20 protein-coding genes are annotated in these 25,024 nt (G+C 54.0%); 7 read left to right on the top strand and 13 right to left on the bottom strand.

Annotated features, from left to right (window positions below; translation table 11 throughout):
• The first annotated feature begins 36 nt into the window (after window positions 1–36).
• The 5 genes from hflX (at window position 37) to O77CONTIG1_RS01025 (ending at window position 7,246) form a co-directional block, all read left to right on the top strand.
• Complete coding sequence (hflX, locus tag O77CONTIG1_RS01005; protein WP_084781970.1) at window positions 37–1,800, top strand: GTPase HflX; 1,764 nt, start codon at window positions 37–39, stop codon at window positions 1,798–1,800.
• Between the two features lie 172 nt (window positions 1,801–1,972).
• Window positions 1,973–2,992 (top strand): UDP-glucose 4-epimerase GalE, encoded by a 1,020-nt coding sequence (galE, locus tag O77CONTIG1_RS01010; protein ID WP_068507338.1) that lies wholly within the window; start codon window positions 1,973–1,975, stop codon window positions 2,990–2,992.
• Between the two features lie 553 nt (window positions 2,993–3,545).
• The gene (locus O77CONTIG1_RS01015; RefSeq protein WP_068515815.1) at window positions 3,546–3,857 is read left to right on the top strand and encodes a hypothetical protein; all 312 of its coding nucleotides are present in this window, start codon (window positions 3,546–3,548) and stop codon (window positions 3,855–3,857) included.
• Between the two features lie 62 nt (window positions 3,858–3,919).
• Window positions 3,920–6,493 (top strand): CHAT domain-containing protein, encoded by a 2,574-nt coding sequence (locus tag O77CONTIG1_RS01020; protein WP_068507340.1) that lies wholly within the window; start codon window positions 3,920–3,922, stop codon window positions 6,491–6,493.
• A 99-nt stretch (window positions 6,494–6,592) separates the two neighbouring features.
• The gene (locus O77CONTIG1_RS01025; RefSeq protein WP_068507341.1) at window positions 6,593–7,246 is read left to right on the top strand and encodes a type I restriction enzyme HsdR N-terminal domain-containing protein; all 654 of its coding nucleotides are present in this window, start codon (window positions 6,593–6,595) and stop codon (window positions 7,244–7,246) included.
• A gap of 150 nt (window positions 7,247–7,396) precedes the next feature.
• Here the strand turns inward: O77CONTIG1_RS01025 and O77CONTIG1_RS01030 are convergent, their stop codons facing one another.
• Window positions 7,397–9,505, bottom strand: a complete 2,109-nt coding sequence (locus tag O77CONTIG1_RS01030) for an FAD-dependent oxidoreductase (protein WP_068507342.1) — start codon at window positions 9,503–9,505, stop codon at window positions 7,397–7,399.
• Window positions 9,506–9,643: 138 nt separating this feature from the next.
• Here O77CONTIG1_RS01030 and O77CONTIG1_RS01035 point away from each other — a divergent pair, with 138 nt between their 5' ends.
• On the top strand, window positions 9,644–11,449 hold the full coding sequence (locus O77CONTIG1_RS01035; protein WP_068507344.1) for a tetratricopeptide repeat protein: 1,806 nt from the start codon (window positions 9,644–9,646) through the stop codon (window positions 11,447–11,449).
• A gap of 104 nt (window positions 11,450–11,553) precedes the next feature.
• Here the strand turns inward: O77CONTIG1_RS01035 and O77CONTIG1_RS01040 are convergent, their stop codons facing one another.
• The 11 genes from O77CONTIG1_RS01040 to O77CONTIG1_RS01085 form a co-directional block, all read right to left on the bottom strand.
• Window positions 11,554–12,417 (bottom strand): FkbM family methyltransferase, encoded by an 864-nt coding sequence (locus O77CONTIG1_RS01040; RefSeq protein WP_156434803.1) that lies wholly within the window; start codon window positions 12,415–12,417, stop codon window positions 11,554–11,556.
• A 9-nt stretch (window positions 12,418–12,426) separates the two neighbouring features.
• A complete protein-coding gene (locus O77CONTIG1_RS01045; protein ID WP_068507347.1) occupies window positions 12,427–12,792 on the bottom strand; it encodes a hypothetical protein in 366 nt (121 codons plus the stop codon).
• Window positions 12,793–12,841: 49 nt separating this feature from the next.
• Complete coding sequence (locus O77CONTIG1_RS01050; RefSeq protein WP_068507349.1) at window positions 12,842–13,720, bottom strand: glycosyltransferase family 2 protein; 879 nt, start codon at window positions 13,718–13,720, stop codon at window positions 12,842–12,844.
• A gap of 72 nt (window positions 13,721–13,792) precedes the next feature.
• The gene (locus O77CONTIG1_RS01055; RefSeq protein ID WP_068507351.1) at window positions 13,793–16,012 is read right to left on the bottom strand and encodes an FkbM family methyltransferase; all 2,220 of its coding nucleotides are present in this window, start codon (window positions 16,010–16,012) and stop codon (window positions 13,793–13,795) included.
• Window positions 16,013–16,084: 72 nt separating this feature from the next.
• Entirely contained in the window at window positions 16,085–17,056 is a 972-nt protein-coding gene (locus tag O77CONTIG1_RS01060; protein ID WP_068507353.1) for a GDP-mannose 4,6-dehydratase, read from the bottom strand.
• A gap of 5 nt (window positions 17,057–17,061) precedes the next feature.
• On the bottom strand, window positions 17,062–17,568 hold the full coding sequence (locus O77CONTIG1_RS01065) for a hypothetical protein (RefSeq protein ID WP_156434805.1): 507 nt from the start codon (window positions 17,566–17,568) through the stop codon (window positions 17,062–17,064).
• Complete coding sequence (locus tag O77CONTIG1_RS24065) at window positions 17,561–18,352, bottom strand: sulfotransferase family protein (protein WP_156434807.1); 792 nt, start codon at window positions 18,350–18,352, stop codon at window positions 17,561–17,563. Before O77CONTIG1_RS24065 ends, O77CONTIG1_RS01065 begins: the two co-directional genes overlap by 8 nt.
• On the bottom strand, window positions 18,349–19,644 hold the full coding sequence (locus O77CONTIG1_RS01070) for a sulfotransferase domain-containing protein (protein WP_068507358.1): 1,296 nt from the start codon (window positions 19,642–19,644) through the stop codon (window positions 18,349–18,351). Before O77CONTIG1_RS01070 ends, O77CONTIG1_RS24065 begins: the two co-directional genes overlap by 4 nt.
• 198 nt (window positions 19,645–19,842) lie before the next feature.
• Window positions 19,843–20,532 (bottom strand): glycosyltransferase family 2 protein, encoded by a 690-nt coding sequence (locus O77CONTIG1_RS01075; protein ID WP_068507359.1) that lies wholly within the window; start codon window positions 20,530–20,532, stop codon window positions 19,843–19,845.
• Between the two features lie 233 nt (window positions 20,533–20,765).
• Entirely contained in the window at window positions 20,766–21,545 is a 780-nt protein-coding gene (locus O77CONTIG1_RS01080) for a DUF4058 family protein (protein WP_068507361.1), read from the bottom strand.
• A gap of 100 nt (window positions 21,546–21,645) precedes the next feature.
• Entirely contained in the window at window positions 21,646–23,106 is a 1,461-nt protein-coding gene (locus O77CONTIG1_RS01085) for a RecQ family ATP-dependent DNA helicase (protein ID WP_068507364.1), read from the bottom strand.
• Between the two features lie 244 nt (window positions 23,107–23,350).
• On the opposite strand from O77CONTIG1_RS01085, the gene O77CONTIG1_RS01090 reads away from it, so the two are divergent.
• Window positions 23,351–24,520 (top strand): esterase, encoded by a 1,170-nt coding sequence (locus O77CONTIG1_RS01090; RefSeq protein ID WP_068507365.1) that lies wholly within the window; start codon window positions 23,351–23,353, stop codon window positions 24,518–24,520.
• A 260-nt stretch (window positions 24,521–24,780) separates the two neighbouring features.
• Here the strand turns inward: O77CONTIG1_RS01090 and O77CONTIG1_RS01095 are convergent, their stop codons facing one another.
• Entirely contained in the window at window positions 24,781–25,023 is a 243-nt protein-coding gene (locus tag O77CONTIG1_RS01095; RefSeq protein ID WP_068507366.1) for a hypothetical protein, read from the bottom strand.
• Window position 25,024: the final 1 nt, after the last annotated feature.

A 25,024-nucleotide genomic window follows, 5' to 3' on the forward strand; every position in this document is an offset into this window, starting at 1 on the left:
GGAGTCGAGCTAAGGGGATCGGACTGCCGATCCGTTGTGCCTATCGAAACGATTTTTGGCAACTTGCAGGGACTCAAGCCCAGCCAGATCAAGCAGTTGCAGCGGCTCTATCACCAACGACTTCCGGGCGATCGCCTGACGACCCCCGAATTTGCCCAACGCCTCGCGGCCGTTAGCACTGAGATTGGTCAGCCCGTTTGCGCCTATATTAATCGCCGGGGACAGGTGATTCGTGTTGGAGTGGGCACTCTGCGACAAACTCAAATTCCGCCACAAGATCTCCCGCGATATGGCGCAGAGCGTCTCAGCGGCATCCGCTGTGTGGCCACCAAGTTCAAGCCCGAACCGCCCAGCAGCGCGGCCCTTACCGCAATGGCGCTGCAACGGCTAGATGCACTGGTGCTGCTGGTGATGACGGGCGAAGGCTTTGAGCGACGGGGCGGTGGTGCAACGGGCTACATTCGCGAAGCCTATCTGGCCCACCTGATTCCCCATCCGGAGGCCAACTGGACCGTTTCGCCGCCTCTCAGCCTCGATCGGGTCAGCCAGCAAGACTTTCTGGAGCTAACGGAAGGGCTGGAGTCAGAATTTCGCCGCGAGTTTGTGGCGCAGCAGGTCGAAGTCGATCACGATCGCGCGTTGCTGGTGGGCATCATGACCGACAACCTTTCGGCTCAGCAGTTTCAGGCTGGGCTGGAGGAACTGGCGCGGCTGGTAGAAACAGCAGGTGGCGACGTGGTGCAGGTTCTCTCGCAAAAGCGGGCCCACCCCCATCCCCAAACCGTTGTAGGGGAAGGAAAAGTCCAGGAAATTGCCCTGGCCGCTCAGACCGTTGGCGCAAACCTGATCGTCTTTGATCGGGACTTGTCGCCTGCTCAGGTGCGAAATCTGGAAGCGCAAATCGGCGTGCGGGTGGTCGATCGCACGGAAGTGATCCTGGATATCTTTGCCCAACGCGCCCAGACGGGGGCTGGCAAGCTCCAGGTGGAACTGGCTCAGTTGGAATACACCATGCCCCGACTGATAGGTCGAGGGCGTGACATGTCTCGCTTGGGCGGCGGCATTGGCACGCGAGGCCCTGGGGAAACCAAGCTGGAAACTGAACGACGTGCCATTCAACGGCGAATTGCCCGACTGCAACAGGAAGTCAACCAGATCCAGGCGCATCGGGCCCGGCTGCGACAGCGCCGCCAGCATCGGGACGTGCCTTCGGTGGCGGTGGTGGGCTATACCAACGCGGGCAAATCTACCCTGCTGAATGCGCTAACCAATGCGGAAGTCTATACTGCCGACCAGCTCTTTGCCACGCTCGACCCCACGAGCCGCCGCCTGGTGGTGACGGATGCCGAAACCCAGGAGCCTGTGGAACTGGTGCTGACAGATACGGTGGGCTTTATCCACGACCTGCCGCCGTCGCTGGTGGATGCCTTTCGGGCGACGCTAGAAGAGGTGACCGAAGCAGACGCGCTGCTGCACCTGGTGGATTTGTCGCATCCAGCCTGGCAGAGCCAAATCCGCTCGGTGATGAAGATTTTGAGCGAAATGCCGATTACGCCAGGGCCGGCGCTGCTGGTGTTTAACAAGATTGACCAAGTGGATGGCGACACGCTGGCGCTGGCTCAGTCGGAGTTTCCGCAGGCGTTGTTTATCTCGGCGGGCGATCGCCTCGGTTTGGGCACCCTCCGACAGCGCTTGCTGCAACTGGTTCATTACGCTGTGTCGATGAACGCAGAAATGGGCGAACTTCCCGCATCGGATTCTCCTGCCCAGCAGTCTCGCCGCTCCTACGACTTCCCCTAGCGATAGGCTGAGATTGGAAGGTTCAAGCCCGGATGACTCCCGATCCAGGCTTGATTCTTTCCGTAAAAATCGATAAATTCACTAAAACTTCATAAAAAAATTAAACTTGCCTGGTGCTTTCCCAGTAGACATAGGTAAGTATCAGATGGCACTTCGCGTTAGGGGTTTAGTCATGGGTTCAACCAATCAACCGACGATTTTGGTGACGGGAGGTGCGGGATATATCGGCTCCCATGCGGTGCTATCGCTCCAGCAAGCGGGATACGAGGTTCTGGTTCTGGATAATCTGGTGTATGGGCATCGGGAACTGGTCGAAGACGTTCTGAAAGCGAAACTGATTGTCGGAGAGATTGGCGATCGCCCCCTGCTTGACCAAATCTTTGCCAGCCGCACCATCGACGCAGTGATGCACTTTGCCGCCTATGCCTATGTGGGCGAATCGGTCAAAGAACCCGCGAAGTATTACCGCAACAACGTAGTCGGCACGCTGACGCTGCTAGAAGCAATGCACGCCGCCGGGATCAACAAGCTGGTGTTTTCTTCCACCTGCGCCACCTACGGCATTCCCAACGTCGTGCCCATCCCTGAAGACTATCCCCAGAACCCCATCAATCCCTACGGCGCGACCAAGCTGATGATTGAGCGAGTGCTGAAGGACTTTGGCGCAGCCTACGGTCTGCAATCGGTGATCTTCCGATATTTCAACGCGGCGGGTGCTGACCCCCAAGGTCGATTGGGCGAAGACCACAACCCCGAAACCCACCTGATTCCCCTGGTGCTGCAAACGGCACTGGGGCTGCGCGATGCTATTCAGGTGTTCGGCACGGACTATCCTACCCCCGACGGCACCTGCATCCGTGACTATATCCATGTGACGGATCTGGCGTCGGCCCATGTGCTGGGGCTGGAATACCTGCTCAACAGCGGCAGCAGCAATATTTTTAACCTGGGGAATGGCAGTGGCTTCTCGGTGAACGAGGTCATTGAGGCAGCTCGTCGGATTACGGGCCGGGACATCCCGGTGAAGGCGTGCGATCGCCGCCCTGGAGACCCCCCCGCGCTCATCGGCAGCGCCGACCGGGCCCGGGACGTTCTGGGCTGGCAGCCGCAGTATAGCCGCATTGACGACATCATTTCCCACGCTTGGGCCTGGCATCTGAAGCGGCATGGAAGCACCCTGGTTGCCTCATAGCCAGGGTTCCAGATTATAGGCAGGACTTACGCACTTGCGGTAAGCTCCTTGGGGTTTGGACAATTTCTCGCGGGCACAGCCCGCGAGAAATTGTCCAACTGCGTAAGTCCTAATAGGGTTCATCAGGTTTCCAGAAGCAGGGCCCAACGTCTTTGAAGCCAGATTGCGATAAATCCACTCGTCAACCCGGTATTCTAAGCAGCAAGGGGCCAATGACAGTTTGAGTGATGCCACTCGGAGCGATCGCCCTTCGAGTGGCGATTTTTATGCTTCTGTGATTTATATGCTTCTGGATTGACATCTGTGTTGACATGAAGGCGCTCGCCAGCAGCTTGAGCCTTTGAGCCAGCAGCTTGAGCCTTTGAGCCAGCAGCTTGAGCCTTTGAGCCAGCAGCTTGAGCCAACAGATTGAGCCAGCAGATTGAGCCAGCAGATTGAGCCAACAGATTGAGCCAGCAGTTTGAGCCAGCAGTTTGAGCCAACAGATTGAGCCAACAGATTGAGCCAGCAGTTTGAACCAACAGATTGAATAGACAAATCGGTGTGGGAACCTGTGAAGTATTTTTTTCTATCGGACGGTTGGACGGTGGGGCGCGTGTGGGAATTTGGCGGGCTTTGGGATGAGCGGGCCTGGCGGCGACCGCCCCACATCCAGCGGATGCAGCTTTCTATTGTGGAGCGGGGCGAACGTCTCTGGCTGCACCAAGTTGAAGAGTCGGTGCTAATGGTAGAAGTCTGTCCATCGCCTACGATCCAAGCAGACGGATCGAGTGCATCGATTGGGCAAGTGGTGCTAAAGCGGCTGATCACAGCAGAGCAGGTGCTAGAACTGTTGTGTGGAGCCGATCTGGAGGCAAAATCCTAGTCTCCACTAGACCGCGGTCAACAGCGGTCAACAGCGGTCAACAGAACTTTACGGGTTCAGCCATGACGCTTCCGTCCATCGATTCCCACGATTCCCAGTCCAGATCCCAATCTTGGCTGCTGTTGCTGCTATTCACCAGTTTGATCGGCGGTCTGAGTTTGCTAGCTGCGCTGGTGGGGCAGAGCGCTCAGGCTCAAACCCCAGACCCGCCGCAGACGCTAGAAGCGGCAATTCGCCAGGATGAGGCCGATCGCCTGCTGCGAGAGGGCGTGCAGGCCTATAGCGCCAGTCAGTTTGCCGTTGCGCTAGACAGATGGCAGGCGGCCCTGGCGATCTATCAAGAGTTGGGCGATCGCCCCGGCCGCACGGTTGCGCTAACCAACATTGGCGAAGCCCACCGCAGCTTGGGGCAATATGCCGAAGCCATCGCTGCCTTTACCCAGGCACTCCCCATTGCCCAGGAAACGGGCGATCGCCGTCGGCAAGGGCTGATTTTGGGTAATTTGGGCGTGACCTATTATTCCACGGGCGACTATACCCTGGCCCTAGAAAATTTGCAGCAGGCGCAAGCTATTGCTCAGGAATTGGGCGATCGCGAGGGCATCGCCACAGCGCTGCTAAATCAGGCGGTCGTCTATCGGGCGCTGGGCCAGCCAGAGGAGGCCGATCGCCGCGTGCAACAAGCTCGGACGGCTGGCGGCGAGGCAGAAGTAGCTTCGCAGCCCACTGGGGACACAATGACTCAACTGGAACGAGAACTGCGAATTGCCCAGGAACAGGGCGATCGCCAAGGCGAGGCTGCGATTCAGGGCGCTATTGGCGTGCTGTGGCTCAACCAGCGCCAGTATGACCGGGCGATCGCCGCCATGCAAAGCCAGTTGGACATTGCCCGCGAGATTGGCGATCGCTCCCTCGAAGCCACCGCGCTCAACAACCTGGGACTGGTGCATGTCGAGCTTCAGCAATATCCCCAGGCGATGGACATGCTGCAAGACTCGCTGCTGGTGAAGCAGGAAATTGGCGATCGCGAAGGCGAAGCCCGCACCCTGCCAAATCTGGGGCGACTCTTTTTGGAGCAAGACCAGCCTGCAATGGCGATCGTGTTCTTGAAGCAGGCGGTGAACCTGTGGGAAGCGCTGCGGGCCGGGCTGCAACAGACCAACCCCGACATTCAGCAGACCTACACCGACCGGGTATCCAGCACCTATCGCCTGCTCGCAGATTTGCTGCTGCGCCAGGATCGGGTGCTGGAAGCACAGCAGGTCTTAGATTTGCTCAAAGTGCAGGAACTAGACGACTATCTGCGCGACGTGCGCGGCAACGAGCAGACGGGGCGCGGCATTGCCCTCTCTGAGGAAGAGCGAAACATGCTCAACCTCTACGATCGGGCGATCGCCCAGGGGCGAGAACTGGCCAGACTGCGGGCGATCGCCCCCGACCGCCGCACCCCCGCTCAGCAGCAGCGCCTCGCCGTGCTGGTCGCCGCCGAGCAAAATTTGGCCCGCACCTTCGACGATTTCCTCAATCGTCCAGAGGTGATCGCCGCCCTAGATCAGCTTAGCCGCACCACGCGCCGCCAAAACATTGACCCGGTGCAGTTCACCGCGCTGCAAAACAATCTGCGAAACCTGAATCAAAACGCCGTCTTGCTCTATCCGCTGGTGCTAGACGATCGGCTAGAGCTAATTTTGGTTACGCCCTTTTCGCCGCCCATCCGCCGCACGGTGAACGTCCCGCGCACCCAGCTCAATCAGGCGATTTTGGAACTGCGGCAATCCCTGACCGACATTCGGGTCAACCCCAGACCCAGTGCTGAGCGCCTTTACAATTGGCTAGTGCGCCCGCTCGAAGCAGACCTGGCCCAAGCCAACACCCAGACGATTGTCTATGCCCCAGACGGGCAACTGCGCTACATTCCGCTGGCGGCGCTGCACGACGGCACGCAATGGCTAGCCCAGCGCTATCGGGTTAACTACATCACTGCCGCCTCCCTCACAGAGTTTGATCGACGACCCCAGCGCGACTTGCGGGTGTTGGCAGGGGCGTTTGTGCAGGGTGAAGTCAGTGTGCGAGTGGGGACGCGAGAACTTCAGTTTCCGGGGCTGCCGTTTGCAGGCATCGAGGTAGAGAATATTGCAGCCCAGATCCCCAACACGCAAAAGCTGATTGATGCCCAGTTCAGCCCCCAGGCAACCATACCCCGCATGAATGACTATACGGTGGTTCACCTGGCGACCCACGCGCAGTTTGTGGCGGGTTCGCCGGAGGAAACCTTTATTGTGTTTGGAAATGGCGATCGCGTTACGCTGCAAGATGCATCGCGCTGGTCGTTGCCCAATGTGGAACTGATCGTGCTGAGCGCCTGCCAGACCGCCGTCAGCGGCGAGAGCAATGGCGAAGAAATTCTGGGATTTGGCTTCCAGATGCAGCGGACTGGAGCCAGAGCGGCGATCGCCTCCCTGTGGCGGGTCAACGACGAAGGCACCGAAGCGCTGATGACCCAGTTTTATCGACTGCTGAATCCGAAAACAATCTCCAAAGCAGAAGCCCTCCAGCAAGCCCAGATCAGTCTCATTCAAGACAACCAGCCGCCGTTTTTCTGGGCCCCGTTTATCCTGATCGGCAATGGACTTTGAAGCGAGATTTTGATACCTGATATTTGATACCTGATAAAAGATTTGTTTGATAAAAGATTTGTCCCTGATGAGATAAGACTCCGGTGAAGGGAACCCATAATGGCAAAAGTCATTGCAGTCACCGACGCGGTTAAAAGCTTATCTGAAGTGGAAGCCCGGTTTGGATTACGCCGGGTTGAGGATGAGCAATTTTTTACCGAATGGCAGCAAGAGTTGCCGGAGTTGAATGATGCTGAACGGGCAAAGCTGCAAGTTTTGCGTCAACGATTGCTTTATCATCGGGCTGAAGGGGATTTGCTGGAAGGCTCGGTGATGCTGCTAGTGGCTTCGCCGCTTCTGGAGCAAACCGGATTCTATGATCCGCCCTTTCGGATGCAGGCAGAAGCAGGCGTGGAAGTGACGGTTACAGATGGCGAAGAGATTTTGCGGGGGCGCATTGATGTTTTGATTATGCAGCGGCAGTTTTGGGCGCTGGTGTTGGAATCGAAGAAAACGACAATCTCAACGCGATCGGCATTGCCTCAGGCATTAGCCTACATGATGGCAACCCCTGAGTCAGACCAGCCCCAGTACGGAATGTTGACCAATGGGGATGATGTGCTGTTTATCAAGCTAGTGCTGCGACCAGAAAAACAGTACAGTTTGTCGCGGGTATTTTCGCTCTATACGCTCACTCAAGAGTGGCAGGGGGCATTACAGGTACTCAAGAAGCTAGCGCGGATCATGGAATCGGCCCAAGGTACTTCTGGATGATGATTTCGCAGGGTTGAAGAGAGCGAGCGGGAAGCCCCCCCAATCACTTGCAAGTTTTGAGTGAACAAGCTTGGATTGGTTTATTTTGTTCAAATGCTTGCCTGCCCGGTGCAGCATAGCGATCAATCCGGGCGATCGCCCAAAGATGCTCTAGGTTTTCAACACGACCTTCATCACTTCGTACAGCACCCGCGATAGCTCTCGGCGGCGTAGGGACTGGCGGTCGATGGGCGTGCGGGCAAAGGCCTGGTCGTAGGCATCGGGCGCGGCTTTTTTCACCAAAAAGGACAACTGCTCACGGGTGATGGGCGACTCTGGCGCAAAGCGGCCGCGGCCGACTCCGGCGATCAGTCCGGCTGCGGCCAGGGCCTCGATATAGGGATGGGCCCAGTGGTTCTTGGGCACGTCGGAAAAGGTGGGCTGGTCGGGCGTGGTGGGCGACAGGTTGAGTAGCTTCACCATTGCGGTAGAAACGACGGCGCGGGTGATGGTGTTTTCGGGGCGGAAGTGCAGGTCGGTGGCGGTTTCGCTGCGGACGATGCCTGCGGTCGCCATCACCTGAATCGGCTCGAAGTCGGGGTCGCTGTGGGATACATCGTCGAACCAGAAGATGGGAATGCCGTTGCGCGTGATTAGCCCTTGCAGCTTGCGGAGGAGGGATTCCTGAAGGGCGATCGCCCTCGGTTGCACCCCCGCCCACACGGCCAGCGCCGCCAGATAGCCACTGGCTTCCCCAATTGCCCATTCCACCGGATGCATCCGGTAGGCGGCGTTGGTGATATGCGTCGTGCCGAGGCTCTTGGACGACAGAACCAGCCCGTCGGTGTCGATGGGCACAAGCGACCCCACGGGCAAGGTAAACGGTAGCGCGATCACCTTGTCTCCTGGCAGGCTGGCGTGGCCCTGGCGGTCGTTGCCGTGCAGATCGAGATAGTGATATTGCCCAATGCCCACGCTGTCGGCAAAGCAGCGGGCCCGCGCCTGGTTGGGGAAAAAGGCCTTGGCTACATCTTCATGAATGATGGGGGTGAGGGCGATACCGCGTCTTGCCTCGCGGATGTAGGGTTCTAGGGCGATGCCGTCGGCGGTCCAGGTGAGGTCGCCCCGGGGTATTAGCGGAAGGCCCTGCTGCTGCAAGTAGTGGACGTAGGCCCGAGCGCGATCGCGCCCTTGCTTTAGATGCAGCTTGCGCTCCTCCCGGCTCACGCCGACCAGTTCCCCCACGCGATAGTCATTGCCGCAGAGCATCGGGCCGCCCTCGCCGTGCTGATGCTGGCCCCAGTTCAGCACCGACACATCCCCCGGCTTGACCAGCTTTTCCTGGGTAGACACGCGCATCAGGCGACGATAGCGAAAAATCCCAAAGGGATGCAAAAACGGGCGCGGCTGTGGCTCCCATTGGCCGCCAGATTTCGTCCAAAAGTCGCCTTCAAAGTCTTTTGCCAGCAGCCAGGGAGCGACGTTATATCCTGGCGGTGCGCCAATGGGCTTGCCTTTGCCCGGTTCCGCCAGTTCGATGATCGCGCCGTAGGTAAAGGACTGCTGACACTCTGGCAGGGGCCGTTTAGGAAGCGCCTGTTCGCCGGTTTCTTCGCGGGTTTCTTGCCCCACGCGGGAGGGAATGTTGCCCACTTCCAGCAGATCCCCCAAATCCGTTGCCTCAATGGTGATCTGTGCCAAAACCGTGAAGCGATGCCCCCGCTGGAGGTCTTGAAACACGACACCCGTCACCCGCCGCCGCCCGTCTAGAGGGGTGGCAAACCGCACCTCGACGGGTTCTGCAAAGGGGATGAAGCGGAGTGTGCCCCGTTCTAGACAGGGGGCGATCGCCTCGTTTAGGGCCGTTGCAGCCACCACCGGACTGGTGCAAATTGGGCTGACCCAGCCACCGCCGGGGTTTTGCAAAATTTCGCCCTGCACGGGCTGGAGCTGTCGCTGGCGATCGCGAAACCAGCGCTGCAACGGCGAAATCGCAAATTCTTCGCCCGCTCGATGAAATGCGCTCGCCCGTTCTTTCAGCAAGTCGCCATCGTCCGACGCGGGCAACGCCTGTACGGTGAACTGTCCCCCCAAAATCTGCGTCGGCTGCACCAGGCATACCGACAGATTAGCCCGCGCCGCCACCAGCGCCGCCGTGTAGGCCGCCGTCGATCCCCCCACCACCAGGATGGCGCAGGAGAGTTCGCTGTCTCGCAGGGGACGGGTAAAGGCGCGGTCTTCAAAAATGCCGTTGTGCTGGCGCAGGGGAGGGGTGAGCATGGATGGATGGAAGCAAGGTAATCTAATCATCGCATTCCAACCGTCTAGCCCTTCAACCCGCCAAAACCTCAACCTAAAATAGAGGCATTGCCAAGAAATAGAGGCATTGCCAAGCCGTCCTGCCGTTGAGTATGTTGCATGTACGCTGATTCTGAGTTTGATTCTGAGTTTGATTCGGATTTTTCGGATTTCTCGTTGTCTGGTGATGATTTGGCTCGATTCACTCCGGCAGAATATGGGCAGCGGCTGAGGAATGCTGAGTTGCCAGAGGCAGAGCGGGCGGGGTTGCTGTGTCGGTTGGGCTGGTGGCAGTTGCAAGAAGGGCAGTTTGAAGGGGCGATCGCCCAGTTTGACCAGGCGTTGCTGCTGCGGCCAGACCTGGTGGCGGCCTATCACGGGCGGGGGCGGGCGCTGGATGGGCTAGGGCGGTTTAAGGAGGCGCTGGCGAATTTTGACCAAGCGATCAAGCTGGCGGCCAAACCGAGGGCAAGGCTGTGGCGCGATCGCGGCTGTACGCTCCGCAGTCTGGGGCGCTATGGCGAGGCGCTGACCAGCTTTGGCAACGCATTGGAACAACAGCCCCAGGATGCCCTATCGATGAGCGCGAAGGGGTCTTTGCTGGCGGTGCTGCGGCGACAAAAGCAGGCGGCGATGGGGCTTTGCGATCGCGCGTTGCAGCTTGACCCCAACCTGCCAGAAGCGTGGAATAGCAAGGGCGTGGTGCATTCGGTGGCGGGGCAATATGCCGAGGCGCAGCGGTGCTATGAGCGGGCGATCGCCCTCGACAGCAGGCTAGACCGGGCCTGGAGCAACCGGGGGATCGCCCTGCTGCGGCAGGATCGGGTGCTGGAGGCGATCGCCAATTTTGAGCAGGCCCTGGCGCTGGCTCCGCATCGGCAGGAGGCGTGGAAAGCGGCTGCCTGGGCGCATCACGGGCGGGCGCTGATGCGGCTGGGGCGCTATGAGCGGGCGATCGCCAGTTGCGATGAGGCGCTGCGGCTGCAACCCGGTTACGCTCCGGCGGCGCTGAATCGGCTGCTGAGCCTGGGCATGGCGGGGCAGGGGTGGAGGCACCTGCGGGGGGGGGAAACGCGCTGGGAACTGCTGCGCAATGTGGGCGCAGTGCTGAATGCGGCTAAGCTGCGGCTGCTGATTGTGACGGCGGCGGTGCTGCTGCTGGCGCTAGGGCAGGGGCCGGCGGCAGAATTGCTGCGGCAGGGCGTGTCGGTGCTGCTGTCGTTGGGCGTGCTGGGGCTGATTGTGGCCGATCTGTGGCGGCATCGGTCGCGGCTGGGCTTCGTCTGGCAGACCTACTTTGGCACCCACTGGCTGACCTACGGACGGGCGCTGGGCATTGTCGTGGCGACGCTGGCGACCTATTCGATTGCCGATGCGATCGCCCCGCCGATTTTGCGTCTGGGCTGGTCGGATCTGGTGTTTGGGCGACCGGGCAACGTTATGTTTCAACCGTTCAACCTGATCAAAGATGCCGCCCCTGCTCCCTCGCCAGTGCCCGATCTCCCCCCTCCGCCGATGCCCGGTCTGGAGCCGCCTGTGCCAGCAGCGATAGATCACTTTAACTGGGCAACGCTGCTGATTCTGCTGTTTTGGCTAGCGCTGCTGCTGGGCATTCCCTTTTGGGCGCGGCTGGAGGAGCGGCTGTTTCGGCGCGGTGCGAATACCTGGCGGCAAATTGGCATCCGCTCTACCTGGTTTGGGCTTGCACATTTGCTGGCGGGCATTCCTATCATTGGCGGGCTGGTGCTGATCTTGCCGGGGTTCCTGTTTGCCTGCCGCTATAAGTACGTGCGCGATCGCCATTTGCGGCAAACCGGCAACGCCTTCCAGTCGGAAGAGGCAGGCGTGCAAGCCAGCACTGCCGACCACGCCGCCTACAACGCGATTCTGATCACGCTAGCTGCCGCCGTGATGATTTTTCTTTAGCAATAAAGCTTTTCGATTTTTCAGGCTTTGATTGATGCCGTTAGGTTTGCCTAATCTGTTGAATCGGGCACCACTTTCCAAATCTAAGATAATCTATGCCTCTGCTATGGGAGAGGATGCCAGTGGGCGGGATCAAACATGGGAGGACGTAGTTTCTCATTCATCAGATCATTCCTTAGATAAACCAAGTCACACTGCCACAAAACTTGTCCATACATGACCCGATCCACAATATCAATCAGCTCAAACCCGTATTCCTCAAGAATCTTTCCTCTAGCCGTCAATGCAGCCCAATGTGCCTCCACAATCACAACGGAAGCATTGCTGATGCAGCCAGAGGCTCCTTTAAGGACTTCCAAATCTTTTCCGTCAACATCAACCTTGAGCAAGTAATCCTTTTCAAGTAAATCAGAATATGAGTCAAGTCTGTCTACCTTGATCTCCTCACAGGAAACAATTTCTTGACCATCCGGTATTACTGGTACTTCGCTGATTCTTGCGTGAGTGGCAACTCCATCCTTCAAGAGCGCCGTCTGAATAAGCCACGCAGATCCTATTTCATCTGACAATGCAACAGGGTAAAGCGTATTTCTGATGGCGGAATAGTTCTTCTCTATATCTCCATACCACAAGGAAACAGGCTCAAACAGATGGTGATGTTTTTCCCGAAGTGGCTCCATCAATTCTGGAGTACCTCTTTGAACACCCACATCAACCACTGCATTGATAGGAACGCCTAATGCAAGTAGCGAAATCACCCTATCTTTCTTGTTAGCGACTAGCTGCTGAACAGGAAGCGTTTGATCTGGGGTTACTTGAGACACTGTAGATCCTTGAGCAGAAGCTCCTTGAGCGGAATCAACGTCAGCAAGCACTTCTTGAACAGACTCAGTTCGACGGAGCATTGATCTTAAGCTTCTGAGCATATTTTCTGAACCTACAGACTCAAGTTCATCAAGTTTGGTCACAAAATTGCTTTAAACCCTACCCATGTCATGACTTTTTTCCGAACTCTTCTCAAGCCGATCGATCCTATCTTGGAGGGCGCTAACTTGCTCTCTTATATCACGGATTTGAGATATAGCCTCGCTCAGCAACTCATGCTGAGCCATCCCTTGGCGGTGAATTGTATTGATCTGATGTAAAAGCGTTGTTTGAAAATCTTGATTAAGCTTTTCCTGACGCTGCATCGCGTCTACTAAAAACACTGAAGAGCTTAATAGGGCAGTCTCATTTTCAGAGGCGGCAGAAGAAACCTGCTCAAACTGCTCAACCTTCGATTGAATCAGATCTAATTTGTTTAGAATTAGGTCTTTAATCGTTTTTAGTCTACCAACTACCATTGCTTCCTCCGTACCTCTAAGAACCCGTCAATTGAATCTGAACCTTGTACTAAAACTGCTTTCTAAGCCGTCTTGGATTGATTTGGCAATAGTAAACCCAATTGTCTATTGGCAGGCATTCAAAGATTCTCGATTCAAACTCAGCATAGTTTCTCCAAGACTCATAAAATCTAGAAATGAGTGCCTGATTGCTAGAACCAAAGGTGTACTCTGCAAAATAGGCATACATTTTATCTTGGGGAATTGTGGAACCGTTATAACGCTGATGCAGTTTGGCAATCTCAGGAAGTCCTACAGTTTCCCAGCGGGACTTTGTTTTTTGATCAGGATAGTATCGAAAGAAGCCAAATGTCTCAGGTGCGGCATAAAATCGAGCATCATGCTCCAGAAACCTAAACCAAAGCTCATAATCCATCGCGAAATCGAACTCTTCGTTTATCCACTCGCCTGCTTTCCTAAAGATATCTCTTCCCCAAAAAACACACTCTTGAGGGATATAGTCTGTCCAAACTAGATACTCTTTTGAATACTCTCTGTAAGGATGAAAATTTGTTTGATAGCCATCTTCTGAAATGAACTTCCGACAACCATAAACAACATCTGCTTTGGTTTCCTGAAAGTATTTGATGACCGTAGAAACGACATTTTGATCTGCGTATACATCATCAGAATTCAGATAGGCTAGGATATCTCCCGTAGCCAATCTAAATCCCTTGTTTAAAGCATCGGACTGACCCCGATCTGGCTCAATGATTAGGTGATCAATAAAATCCCTGTAGTATTCCAGAATTTCAATGGTTCCATCGCTTGAGTTTCCATCAACCACGATGTACTCTATGTTGGGATAATTTTGGCATAGGACACTAAGCAGGGTCTTCTCAATAAATTTCCCTTGATTATACGAAGGGGTGATAATGCTAACCTTCATGTTAAGTCTTGACTCTGTAGGTTTTTGTAATCCTATTGCCGCCCCAACTAAGTACACCTCAAGCAAGAGGAATCAATACATAAAACGCTTCTTTAGGTCATCTAAATCTTGCTTCATCGCAAGCAACTCGTCGTGGACAGTCAGTGTATATTTTGCTTGATAATCAACGTAATATCGATGCAGACGTTGGACTTCGTTGATGAGTTCGCCAAACATCTTGCTATAGATCATCTCGCCTTCGTAGTAAGAAGGTAAAGCAGGAGATGATTCGCCCAGGCGAAAGCCTTCATACTCAGAGCGGACTGAGGGTTTTATGAAGGATTTCTCGTCTAGAAGAATGTCGCTGGTTTCTGAAGAGAGCAGCCCTTCGCGAACGAAGACAATGTCTTTTTGGAGTAAGGCTCCATCAACGGGCGATCGCCATTCTCCAGCATCATCGTAGTAGCGAAATCCTAAATCCGAGATAATGCCTACCATTTCGGTAAGTGTTTTAGCATCTGAATCATACTGAACGAGAGATAGTTCCACGACCAGAACATCCACCTTAGACAAAAATTGGGTCGCCCCTTCCAGAACTAAATGTTCAGCGCATTGAACATCAATCTTTAGAACACCCCGTCCTTCAATCGACAGTTCCTCAGAGACTTGATCGAGAGTTTTGACTTCGACTTCAACAGACTCGTAAGAGCGAAAGTCAGCAGGCTTTAGTAAAGAACTACCATAGAGATCTTGAGATACTTGCAGGTGTGTTTTTCCAGACTGATTGGAAATTGCTGCTTCTACTAAATCATGATGTCTTAATGATCCAGCGAACTGACGCAATAAGTTAGCATCATGTTTTGCCAACAGTGGATCAATGAGGACGTAGCGAACGCTGGGATATAGCTTACTGATGGTAAATGACCAAACACCAACAGAACAGCCTACGTCAATGACAAAATTAGGTTCATACCCTCGCCGCTTTAGCCGACGAAATGAATTGAATGACGGAACAAACTCCGGAAACAAATCTCGTGGGGTCGGTGGTTCAATGAAATAAAGCAGGTCGCTAGGGCGATGCGGGCAGAGTTCCTCGAATCTAAAGTCGATTGGCTGTCCTGCTTCTAGAGATTTCCACAACCAGGTGTCAAATTTCTTATCTGAAAATACGTCAGCTAACATAGCAGCCCGCTGCCGCATTTCACGCTGATTGTCGGGAGCAGTAACGTACTCCACAGCTTGATTGAAGCTAGCAGGATCATAATCTGAAACTACTCCTACACCGAAGCGCTCAATGAACTTGGCGGCTGCGGTTTTTGGGCTGCCTACCACAATCATTGGGATATTTGTGGTGGCCAGTAGGTAAGGAATGCGACTGGGCAGGCTGAGATACCCAACGGGAAGATGCTCATCTTCTTGATCGAGCGTGCTGGAGGGAATCACGGCATAGGGGTATTGCCGCAGCTTTTGCACAAATTCAAACTCATCTTCAATGAAGTTTTGCTCACGAAGAATGCCTTGTTGCAGAAAAGCGTGTTTATCAGCAAGCCATTCAAAATCTTGAAGCTGTCCGCTGCGGAACCAATCAATGTGATGCGGGAAACCAGTCAGAAGCTTTTGCAGATTATTGAACCATCGTTCGTTCCAGACGTTCCCAATTAGTACGCCCGTCTTGTCATTGCTTTTGTCATCGGCGGCGGGCTTGAAGTAGTTCTGAATTAGATCACTAGGTACAACGGGTGGAACGAACCAAAACTTTAGGCGATAGCGCTGTTCGTAAGCATCTCTCATTTCAGGAGAAACGGCTAAACGAAGTGAGGACTTTTCTAATAACTCGCGCATCAAGCCATCTGGAATATTCTTAACGTATATGTTCTGATCGTCCAGAATGTAAGTGCAAAGTTGGACGTTGAATATTTCCTTAAGGGCGATCGCCGTAATCAGGTCATCCTTGAAGAAGGGGATGCAAAGAATTCGACGAATGGTTACGTCCTCTAGTTGCTTCAGTAGCTTCTTAAAAGACTCTGGTCGAGAACAGCCTCGATGAGAAATTGACAAGCTGAGATCCCCAAACTGATGATCGCCAGCGTAGGTATCCGCAGAGCGAATTGAGATTGTATTCGCCCCTGTGCCAAAGATTCGCTTTACGAGAAGGCCTGTGCCGTGTCGAGTATTGATCTCGTTTGGTGTGATAACAACATCCGCTTTTGTCAGCGTTTTGCCCTTAGGAAATGCAGAGTAACCAGTTAGTAAAGTCTCTAGGCGTCGGCGAAGTTTAGCCTGTTTTGCTGGAAAATTAACCTTCTTCTGCATCTCAAACTACCGCCTTACGGAATCCTAAATCTGCGATCGCCCAAGATTTGCTTTGATTCGCTCCGTCCTAGCTTACGCATCTGGACTAGTATCGCACAGAATGGCATCAACCATGCCCCGCGCTACGTCTTTCATCTTTTTCTGGGCCCGCCAGCCTAGCTTTTCATGCGCTTTTTGGGGACTGCCTCGGTTGACGGCAATTTCAGACGGTCGAAACAGGGACTTGTCTACCTCAACATAGGCTGTCCAATCTAACCCCACATAGGAAAAAACTTCGGTCACGAAATCTTCCAGACAATGGGTTTCGCCTGTGGCAATCACATAGTCTTCGGGCTGTGGAGCCTGCAACATGAGATACATTGCTTCGACATACTCTGCTGCCCATCCCCAGTCCCGCCGAATTGAGATATCGCCCAGGTACAGTCGCTCTGCGCGACCTTTTGAGATTTCGATCGCAGTGGTCACTACCTTTTGAGTGACGAAGCGTCTGGGACGGAGCGGAGATTCGTGATTGAACAAAATGCCAGAGCAAGCGAAGAGGTTGTAGGCTTCCCGATAGTTGGCAACCTGCCAGTGGGCAGCGGCCTTGGCAACGGCGTAGGGACTGCGTGGAGAAAAGGCAGTGGTTTCATCGGCTGTGCGATCGCCCGTGTTGCCAAAGCATTCACTAGAGCCAGCGTTGTAGAACTTGATGGGCGCATTGACAAAGCGAATCGCCTCTAGCAGATTGAGCGTGCCCAGCGTGATGCTTTCCATCGTTTCTACGGGCTGCTCAAACGACAGCCCAACCGAGGTCTGCCCAGCCAGGTTATAGATTTCGTCGGGTTTGACCCGATGAATCACTTGCAGGACGCTGCGGAAGTCATTAAGCGCCATTGAGTGCAGCACCAGGCGATCGCGGATGCCCAGCCGATCCAAGTTTTTAAACAACGAAACCTGGGCATCGCGGGAGGTTCCATGAACCTCATAACCCTTTTCGAGCAAAAACCTCGCCAGGTATGCTCCGTCTTGCCCCGAAATGCCGCAAATCAGCGCCGTTTTCATATCCGCTATGAATTCAAACGCAATCGGTTTTTCAAAGAAACCCATGCTGTGCGGAGCTTCCAAAACTTGCTGCTTTGCATAGCTTCGACCTGTTGCTGCAAGTTGCTGATCTTGAGCTTCGCTTTTTGTAGGCGATCGCCCAGCCTCTTCTTATCCCCCTTAAGCTGCTCAATCCGCGATTGCTGCTGTTCTGCTTGCGATCGCAGTTGGAGAGCTTGCACTTCTAAAGTCTTGGCATAAGACTGAATCTGTTCTAAGTCCAAGTGTATGTCTTGGAGTTGAACTTGCTGCTGTTGAAGTAGTTCTTCTAGACTTTGGAGTTTTTTTTGTTGATGCTGAGCTTGTTCCTGCTCTTGCTGTCGGAATTGCTCTTGCTGACGGAGCAATCTTTGATATTCATAATTTAGTATTGAGAATCGCTCACGCGATACAGCAACAGAACAATCACGCGCCTCAATTATTTTCCAGAGACTGCTAATATGTGAAGATTTTACGTCTAGCTCATTATTCATAGCCCAATAGCCTATTTGCTTCTCTACAATGCTCGTCCTGATGAGCATTGATATAGTATTCAGAATTAACGTGACTTTTCAGGCGCGTAATAACATCTAGCTTAAATCCTCTAGACTCAATAACAGGTTGGCTGTCACCTGTACATTGATTAAAGTGCTTAAATTTATGTAAAAAACTTGCATCATACTGAATCTCTAGATACTCACACAACTCTTTAATTTGAGCTTCTGGCTCATCACAAATATCTTCATAATGAAAAATTCGATATCTGCTAACAGATTTTGCATAATGTAGATAACGTTTACCAAAATCTTCAGCGCTCAAGAATCGGAAATTTTCTGGTGTTCTCTCTGCGAAGGATTTGATAATGGACGCATAAACATCCTCCGCCCTCCTACTGATTACAGCAGAGCAATATGTAAGCTCACCGCGCAACAAGTAGACTTCTTGCTCTAAAACATAGCTAGGAGTGAGAAAATCCTGAACAAGTAGATCTCCTAAAAAATTGACGGCTGACCAATCTCGAACAATAAGGTTTAGCTGGCGTTCATGAGTTTTTTGAGCCAAGTATCTAATCTTTTGAATGTATGTCTGCATCTTTAGAACATTGACTTCTTCACCTGAAATCAATTTCCACCATTCATGAGCCTGTTGTTCAGGAGGAATCACAGAAGCGTGAGGATTAACTTCAGACAAGACTAAATTTCCAGGAATGCAGCCAATGCACCGATTAACCAAGGTTCCTCCGGAGCGGGCAAAAGCGTAGAATACTGCAAGCTTCATAGAAATATCCCAAAACGTCTGGTTGTCACGCCCAACCAAAATTGCTTGAGTTTCCAGAACTTACTGCTTTCCATCTGCCTGATCCTGTTTTCTAGAATCTTAAGGCTTCGCGCAGTCTCCCGCAACTTTTGCGCCTGATCCGAAACTCTAGATTTCAATCTCTTAACCGTGGAAGATTTCCTCTTGATAACTGATTTTGCAACAACCAGTTCTGTCTGTGTATGCAAAAGTTCTTGTTTGACTCCTTCAAGATGAGCCTGCTTAAGAGAAATTTCGCGGTTTGCGGAAGACAACTCATGCTTCATGGAAGATAGTTCACTCTCGATCGAAATAAGCCTCGTTTCAGTAGTATGCAAATCCGAGTAGAGTTCAGACGACAGTTGCTGGTAGAAATGTAAGTTTTGTCGAGTCAGCTCATGCTTCGACTTGTATCCTAATTTTTCTGACAAATCTCCTGCAAAATTCTGAAATTCCTCTAGAATTTCATCATCCAAAAAATTGATCCAGTCTCCTTCTATTCCTTTTCTGAGATGTGCTTGAAGATCTTGAAGTCCTTTTTTTCGGCCTGTGAGATGCTCAAACTCATATTCTTCTAAGACTTCTCTTAAAATATTTTCAGGTACATCTATTCCAAATCCTCTGAAAAGATCCATGAAGACATTAACATTATTACTTGATGTCAAGTCTTCATATTTAATAAGGATAATATCCTTGTCTTCTGATGATGCATTAATCCACGAGTGTATAGACTCAAACAAATCAAAACTAGCCAACAAGCGAATGCTCTGCTTTAATCCTTCTTTCTCGGACTTTGAGTTGAGTAATTCCCTAACTAATGATACGTCATCTACAATTGGCTGATGAGAATATCTCATAGAGAAGTACCAAGAAACAAGCATATCTCTTGGATCTCTGGTCACGAAGAAGGCAAAAGCCTGAGACGATGACATTGACCGCGCTCTACAAAAGCTGCTGTAATCTGCATAGAGAGGCGTAATAACTGTGTTGTCTGGAAATGGCTCATCAAAAACTTTTTCGGATGGTTTTTGAACTCCGTACTTGGCAAGCGCTTTTTCTTCGTAATAGTACGGCTTCAAACCTGAAAACTCTTGTACCCTAGGGTCTGAAAAGATAGCACGAACCCATTGGCTGGCAGTTTTATGGGTACAACAATGAAAAACATTCATGTTTCGACTCCTCAATCTGGCATCGCGCCAGGGCGCGCCTACCACAAAACCTGTGCCCACTGGCAAAGGCGCGATCGCCTCTTTGTCTAGTACTTCACGATACATACTATAGATTTGTAGGCTACCAGATTGCAGAATGCTTTTACGAAATTAAATTTAATGCCCACTGCTGTGGGTCATGCTGTGGGAGCGATTGCAATCGAGCGATCGCCCTCTAGTCTCCCGATTTTACTAAAAAAACTCCGTGCTTTATAGGCGACGCGCAAAAAAATCAGCTCTTTTAGCTATCTTTAGAGCCGCATCTCAGGCAAACAGGTTGTATTTCAGAATGCAGTAAATGGCGCGGAAGCCGTCTTTCCAGCCGATTTTTTTGCCTTCTTTGTAGGTGCGCCCGTAATAGGAAATGCCCACTTCGTAGATGCGGCAGCCTGCTTTGGCGACTTTGGCGGTGATTTCTGGCTCAAAGCCAAAGCGGTTTTCCTGAATGCGGATGGACTGGATCACCTCGCGGCGAAAGGCTTTGTAGCAAGTTTCCATGTCGCTGAGGTTGATATTCGTCATCATGTTCGACAGCAGCGTGAGGAACTTGTTGCCCACCATGTGCCAAAAGTAGACCACGCGGTGGGGTCGTCCACCCATAAAGCGAGAGCCAAACACCACATCCGCTTTGTCATTCAGGATTGGCTCGATCAAGAGCGGAAACTCTTGCGGGTCGTATTCCAGGTCAGCATCTTGCACCACCACGATATCGCCCGTTGCCGCCGCAAACCCGGTTCGCAGGGCGGCTCCCTTGCCGCGATTTTTGGGGTGATATAGCACCTGGTCTACGAGCGGCTCGATTTGAGATTGCAGCAAGTCTCGCGTGCCGTCAGTTGAGCAATCATCCACAATGATGATTTCGAGATCTTGGATGGGCGATCGCCTCACTGCCGCCACCACCTGCCCGATGGTTCCCAACTCGTTATAGCAGGGTATAACAACCGACAGCTTCACGTTGTTTGCCCTCCTTTCCCTGCTAACCCAACTCTGATGATCATTCGCAATTTGCTATCTGAATATAAGTACCACAAAAGCGGGGGCTTCTGCTGCGGGGTTGAGAATTGCTGGAGAATTGCCGTGGAGATTTTAGCGATTTTGGGTTTTAGATTGCCGATTTTGGATTTTGAGCCGAAGCTTTGTCAGACTTCTTGCGATTCTATGGATGGCGCTAGCTCAATGAATAACGATTATTCCCGCGATCCAGGTTCCGATGAGATCAGCGTTTGCAGCCAGCGCTGGTCTTCCTCTCGCAGCGGCGGCACTGGGGGCTGATCATAGGCGATCGCCAGCGCTAGCGCAGCTTCTGTATAAACCTGATTCAAAATCGCCTCCAGATCCACGACTGGCTCTTCGTCGCTCGGTTTCAGCGGAACTAGGAATCGGGGAATCCGATCTCGCAGATTAAACGCATACAGAGATGCCGCAGGCCGCTCGTCCGCCCGACTCACCAAGATTCGACAGTCCGATGGCACGCCCCCCAACATTGGCTTTGGCTCTCCTGTCCGCAGCAGATCGATCTCAACCAGGTTGGCGCTGCTGCTCAGCAGGGCTTGACGCTTGCGGTCATATTGAGTCTGTCCTTCGCCCGGTTGCTTGTTCTTGGGCGACAGCACTTCCACCACAGTCACAACCGTTCCCGTACCCACTTCCCGAATTTCCAGAAACCGCTCCGTCACCTCTTCCAGCATCGGCACGGCAACCTGAATTGGCTCGCTGGCTGGCACAGCGGTTTGTATGTGCGTCACACTTGGTGAAGCTGGTTCTGCTCGACGAGTGGCGATCGCCACATCGGGAATGCCCACCAGAAGTGCATCCTGATAAACTCGCTTTTCCACCGCTGCTCGATATTTCGGCGTAATGATCCCATTCAAAAACCGCGCCAACCCCCCAATCAGCCCAAAGTGAACCTCTGTCCACAGGTCTGGGTTTTCCAAGTAGGGATTCATGCCGGGGAAATGGGGCAGCATGAGAGGGGTTAGGGGTTAGGAATTGGGGGTTTAGGGGTGCTGATCAGCGCCTCTTCCTTAAATCTTAAGTGGCTTCAGTTTAGCAAGGGCGACTCAAAGATTACGATCGCCCCTGGCAGCGATCGCAGGTTCCGCAGCGCATCGCCAGCGCATCTTGGGCAAAGCCAAAGCGGTAAAGCAACACCTTCCAGCGGCAGTCGCGGGTATAGAGATAGTCCTGCATCTGGCGGATGGCGGGGTCGGGGCGAAAGGGCTGGGGCTTTGCGCCGGGGTGGATGCGGTAGTGAAATGGGTCGTCCCAGGTGAGCTGGCCGCTGCGGTGGAGCAGGGCGAGGGCGATCGCGCTGTCGGGAGACTGGCGCGACAGGTCGGCCACACTGCCCGTCTGTGGCAGCTTGCGGATCAGCACCTGGGCGGTTTGGTGCTGCGATCGCGCCTTTTCAATGAAAAACTGCTGCCGCTGGCGATCATCCGGGTTCAGCCAGCCAGGGCGATCGCTCACCAGAGTCAACGCTTCGGCGGGTTTGCCGTCGCGCCCAGCCCGCCCCACCTCCTGCACATATTCGCTCAGCAGCAGCGGCGCGTGATAGTGGACCACCCAGCGGACGTGGGGATGATTAATGCCCATGCCAAAGGCGCTCGTGCAAACCACAAACGGCATCTGCCCGCCCAGCCACGCCTGCTCGATCTGCCGCCGCTGCGCCGGGCCCAGCCCCGCATGATACGCCGCCGTGCGAAAGCCTGCCTGATTCAGCCAGTCTGCCAGGTCTTCCCCTTCGCGGCGCGATCGCACGTAGACCAGCCCCGCCTTGCCCCGCCGCGCCTGGATGAACTGGAGGAGCGATCGCCTGCGCCCGCGTGGACTCCACACCGTTTGCACGGACAGCGCCAGGTTTGCTCGGTAAGGATTTTGCAAAAACACCTGCGGCTGGTTCAGCCCCAGCACTTCGGAAATCGTCCGCTGCGCCTGCGGGTCGGCCGTTGCGGTGAACGCGGCGATCGCCAGTGTTGTGCCTGCGGGTTTCGCTGCCAGCAGCGCCGGTCGCACCGCCCCCAGCCGCCGATAAGCCGGCCGAAACGAGTCGCCCCACTGCACCAGGCAATGTGCCTCATCCAAAATTAGCCCGCGAATCTGCACCTGCGGCTGGCTCAGGAGGTTCCACACTGGCATACTCAGCAGCGTCTCTGGCGACAGATACAGCAGCCGCAATTTGCCCTGCTCCAACTGCCACAGCGTTTGCTGGCGCTGGCGGGGCGGCAGCTCGCTATGCAGCAGGGCAGCGGGCAGCCGCTTTTCGCGCAACTCCTGCACCTGGTTTTCCATCAGCGCCACCAGCGGCGACACCACCAGCGTCAGCCCCGTTTGCAGCAGCGCCGGAAGCTGGAAGCAAAGCGACTTGCCGCCCCCCGTGGGCATGACCACCAGGGCATCGCACCCAGAGAGGAGCGATCGCACGATGTCGTCCTGCGGCGGTCGAAAGTCCTCATAGCCCCAAACTTGCTGAAACGTTGCCCGGACACGCGCCCACTCTGGCGCAGAAACAGAGTCGGTCAGATGCATCGCCGATGGAAAAGCAAAAGAACTGCCTTCAGGATTCCCAGATTGAGTCAGAATGGCGCGATGGGGAGCCTCGCCTGAAGCCTCTGAGCCACATCCCCCCGCCCTCTTGGAGAGTCAACCCATTTGCTTGCAACTGGCAGGGCGACGATAATAAGAGCGGCTCAACGGCTCACATCGACGGCTCACATCGACGATTCACATCGACGACTCACAGAAGTTTGGATACCTCAATCCTGTTCCCAATATGCAAACAGCCCCCACCCCTACAGCCGCCCAGATTGATCAAGCCAGAGAGGCGATCGCCGCCTACGTCCGCCAGATTGAGTCCAGTCCTGATCGGCGTGAGGGAGCCTATCCCTATTGCCTGTTTCACGAGCCAGGCCAGCCGATTCGCGGTACGGTGATGATGTTTCATGGGTTCAGCGCCAAACCGCACCAGATGTGGCGATTGGCAGATTACCTGTTTCGCAATGGGTTGAATGTCTACCAATGCACCCTCGCCGGCCACGCCTTCGTCAACCCCGACAAAAACTGGTGTCAGGTGGATCTCAAGCCCGAAATCGCTATTCCCCTCAAAGAAAAAGTGGCCGCCGACCCCGTGCTGCAAGCATCGCTGGCCAACCTGACGAATCCCAAAGCGGCTGGCGACCTGCCCCGACCCAGCTATTTGCAGCGGATGGCGCTGATTGCTCGATTGCTGCGGATAGAGCCGCGCCTGCTGGACATTCTGAAGGCGATCGAGCGCCCGAATGATCCCGACTTTGACCGCTATTTCATCTCATCACATCTGCGCTATCTTACCGATGCCCGCGATCGCCTGCGGGAACTGGACTCTCTGCCAGGGCCCATCTTCACCGTAGGACTGTCCGTAGGGGGCGCAGTAGCCCTGGCGCTGGCCGCCGACCAACCCGACCGAATTGCGCGAGTGGTTGCCTATGCGCCCCTGCTAGAAATCTACGGCGAAGAGCGGCGCAAGTATGTGGAACTGGCGGGGCCGCTGGATATTCGCGAACTGGGCTGGGACCCTGCGCTACGGTTTCCGGTGGGGGCGCTGACGGCAAATGCCCGCTTTGGCAAAGCCTACGTGCAGCAAAATGTTCGCAGCATTTCCCGAACGCCTGTCTTCATGGTGCTAACGGAAAACGAAGACGCAGCCGACATCGAGACGAATCGTAAGTTTTATCAAAACCTGGGGGGCGATCGCCAGGGGCATTGCTTTTATCAATATCCACAAGAAGACCTCGTGCCTCACCCCATGATAGACCCCACCGAAGTTAGCCAGGGCATGAGCAACCGCTTTTGGCAGAGCCTTTACCAAGAAACCTTCCGGTTCTTAACCACGGGCGAAGTTAATTCCAGTAACCTCCGGAGCATTGATCAAGACGCTGCCTTACCCGCCGTGCCACCGATCTAACTCTCAGTCAGAGCAAGCATAGTTGGCACTCGGAATCTGCTCTGACGGGTTTGGTAAACCTAGGGCATGACCATCAACGCGCAACCCCTTGCGACACGGTTGCTATAAATACCGCCATTTCGCTACCCGATTCCGCCTTTGAAGACGCAGAGAGAGTCGCTATGCTGAACCATCTCAACCAGGTTTATGACCAAGAATCTTCTGCACTGGCTCCAGCACTGGCAAAAGCGCAACTCCTATCTCTGCTGCACGAGGACTAGTCATGTATCTCTTCCGAGTAAGGCTACAGCCTGTTTTGTATCTGTAGATTGGAGGACGATCATTTGTCCGATCTCATGGACTTCCAAATCTTTCAGCAGTTCGAGGTTCCGAGAGATGTCGGGGGGCGATCGCCCAGAGGTTTTGGTGTCGGGAGATGAAGGGCGATCGCCCAAAGTTGTCGGTGCTGGGAGATACGGGGCGATCGCCCGAAGACGAACCTGTACCCGTTTGATCTTACTCATT

The sequence above is a fragment of the Leptolyngbya sp. O-77 genome, from assembly GCF_001548395.1.
Lineage (GTDB): Bacteria > Cyanobacteriota > Cyanobacteriia > Elainellales > Elainellaceae > Thermoleptolyngbya.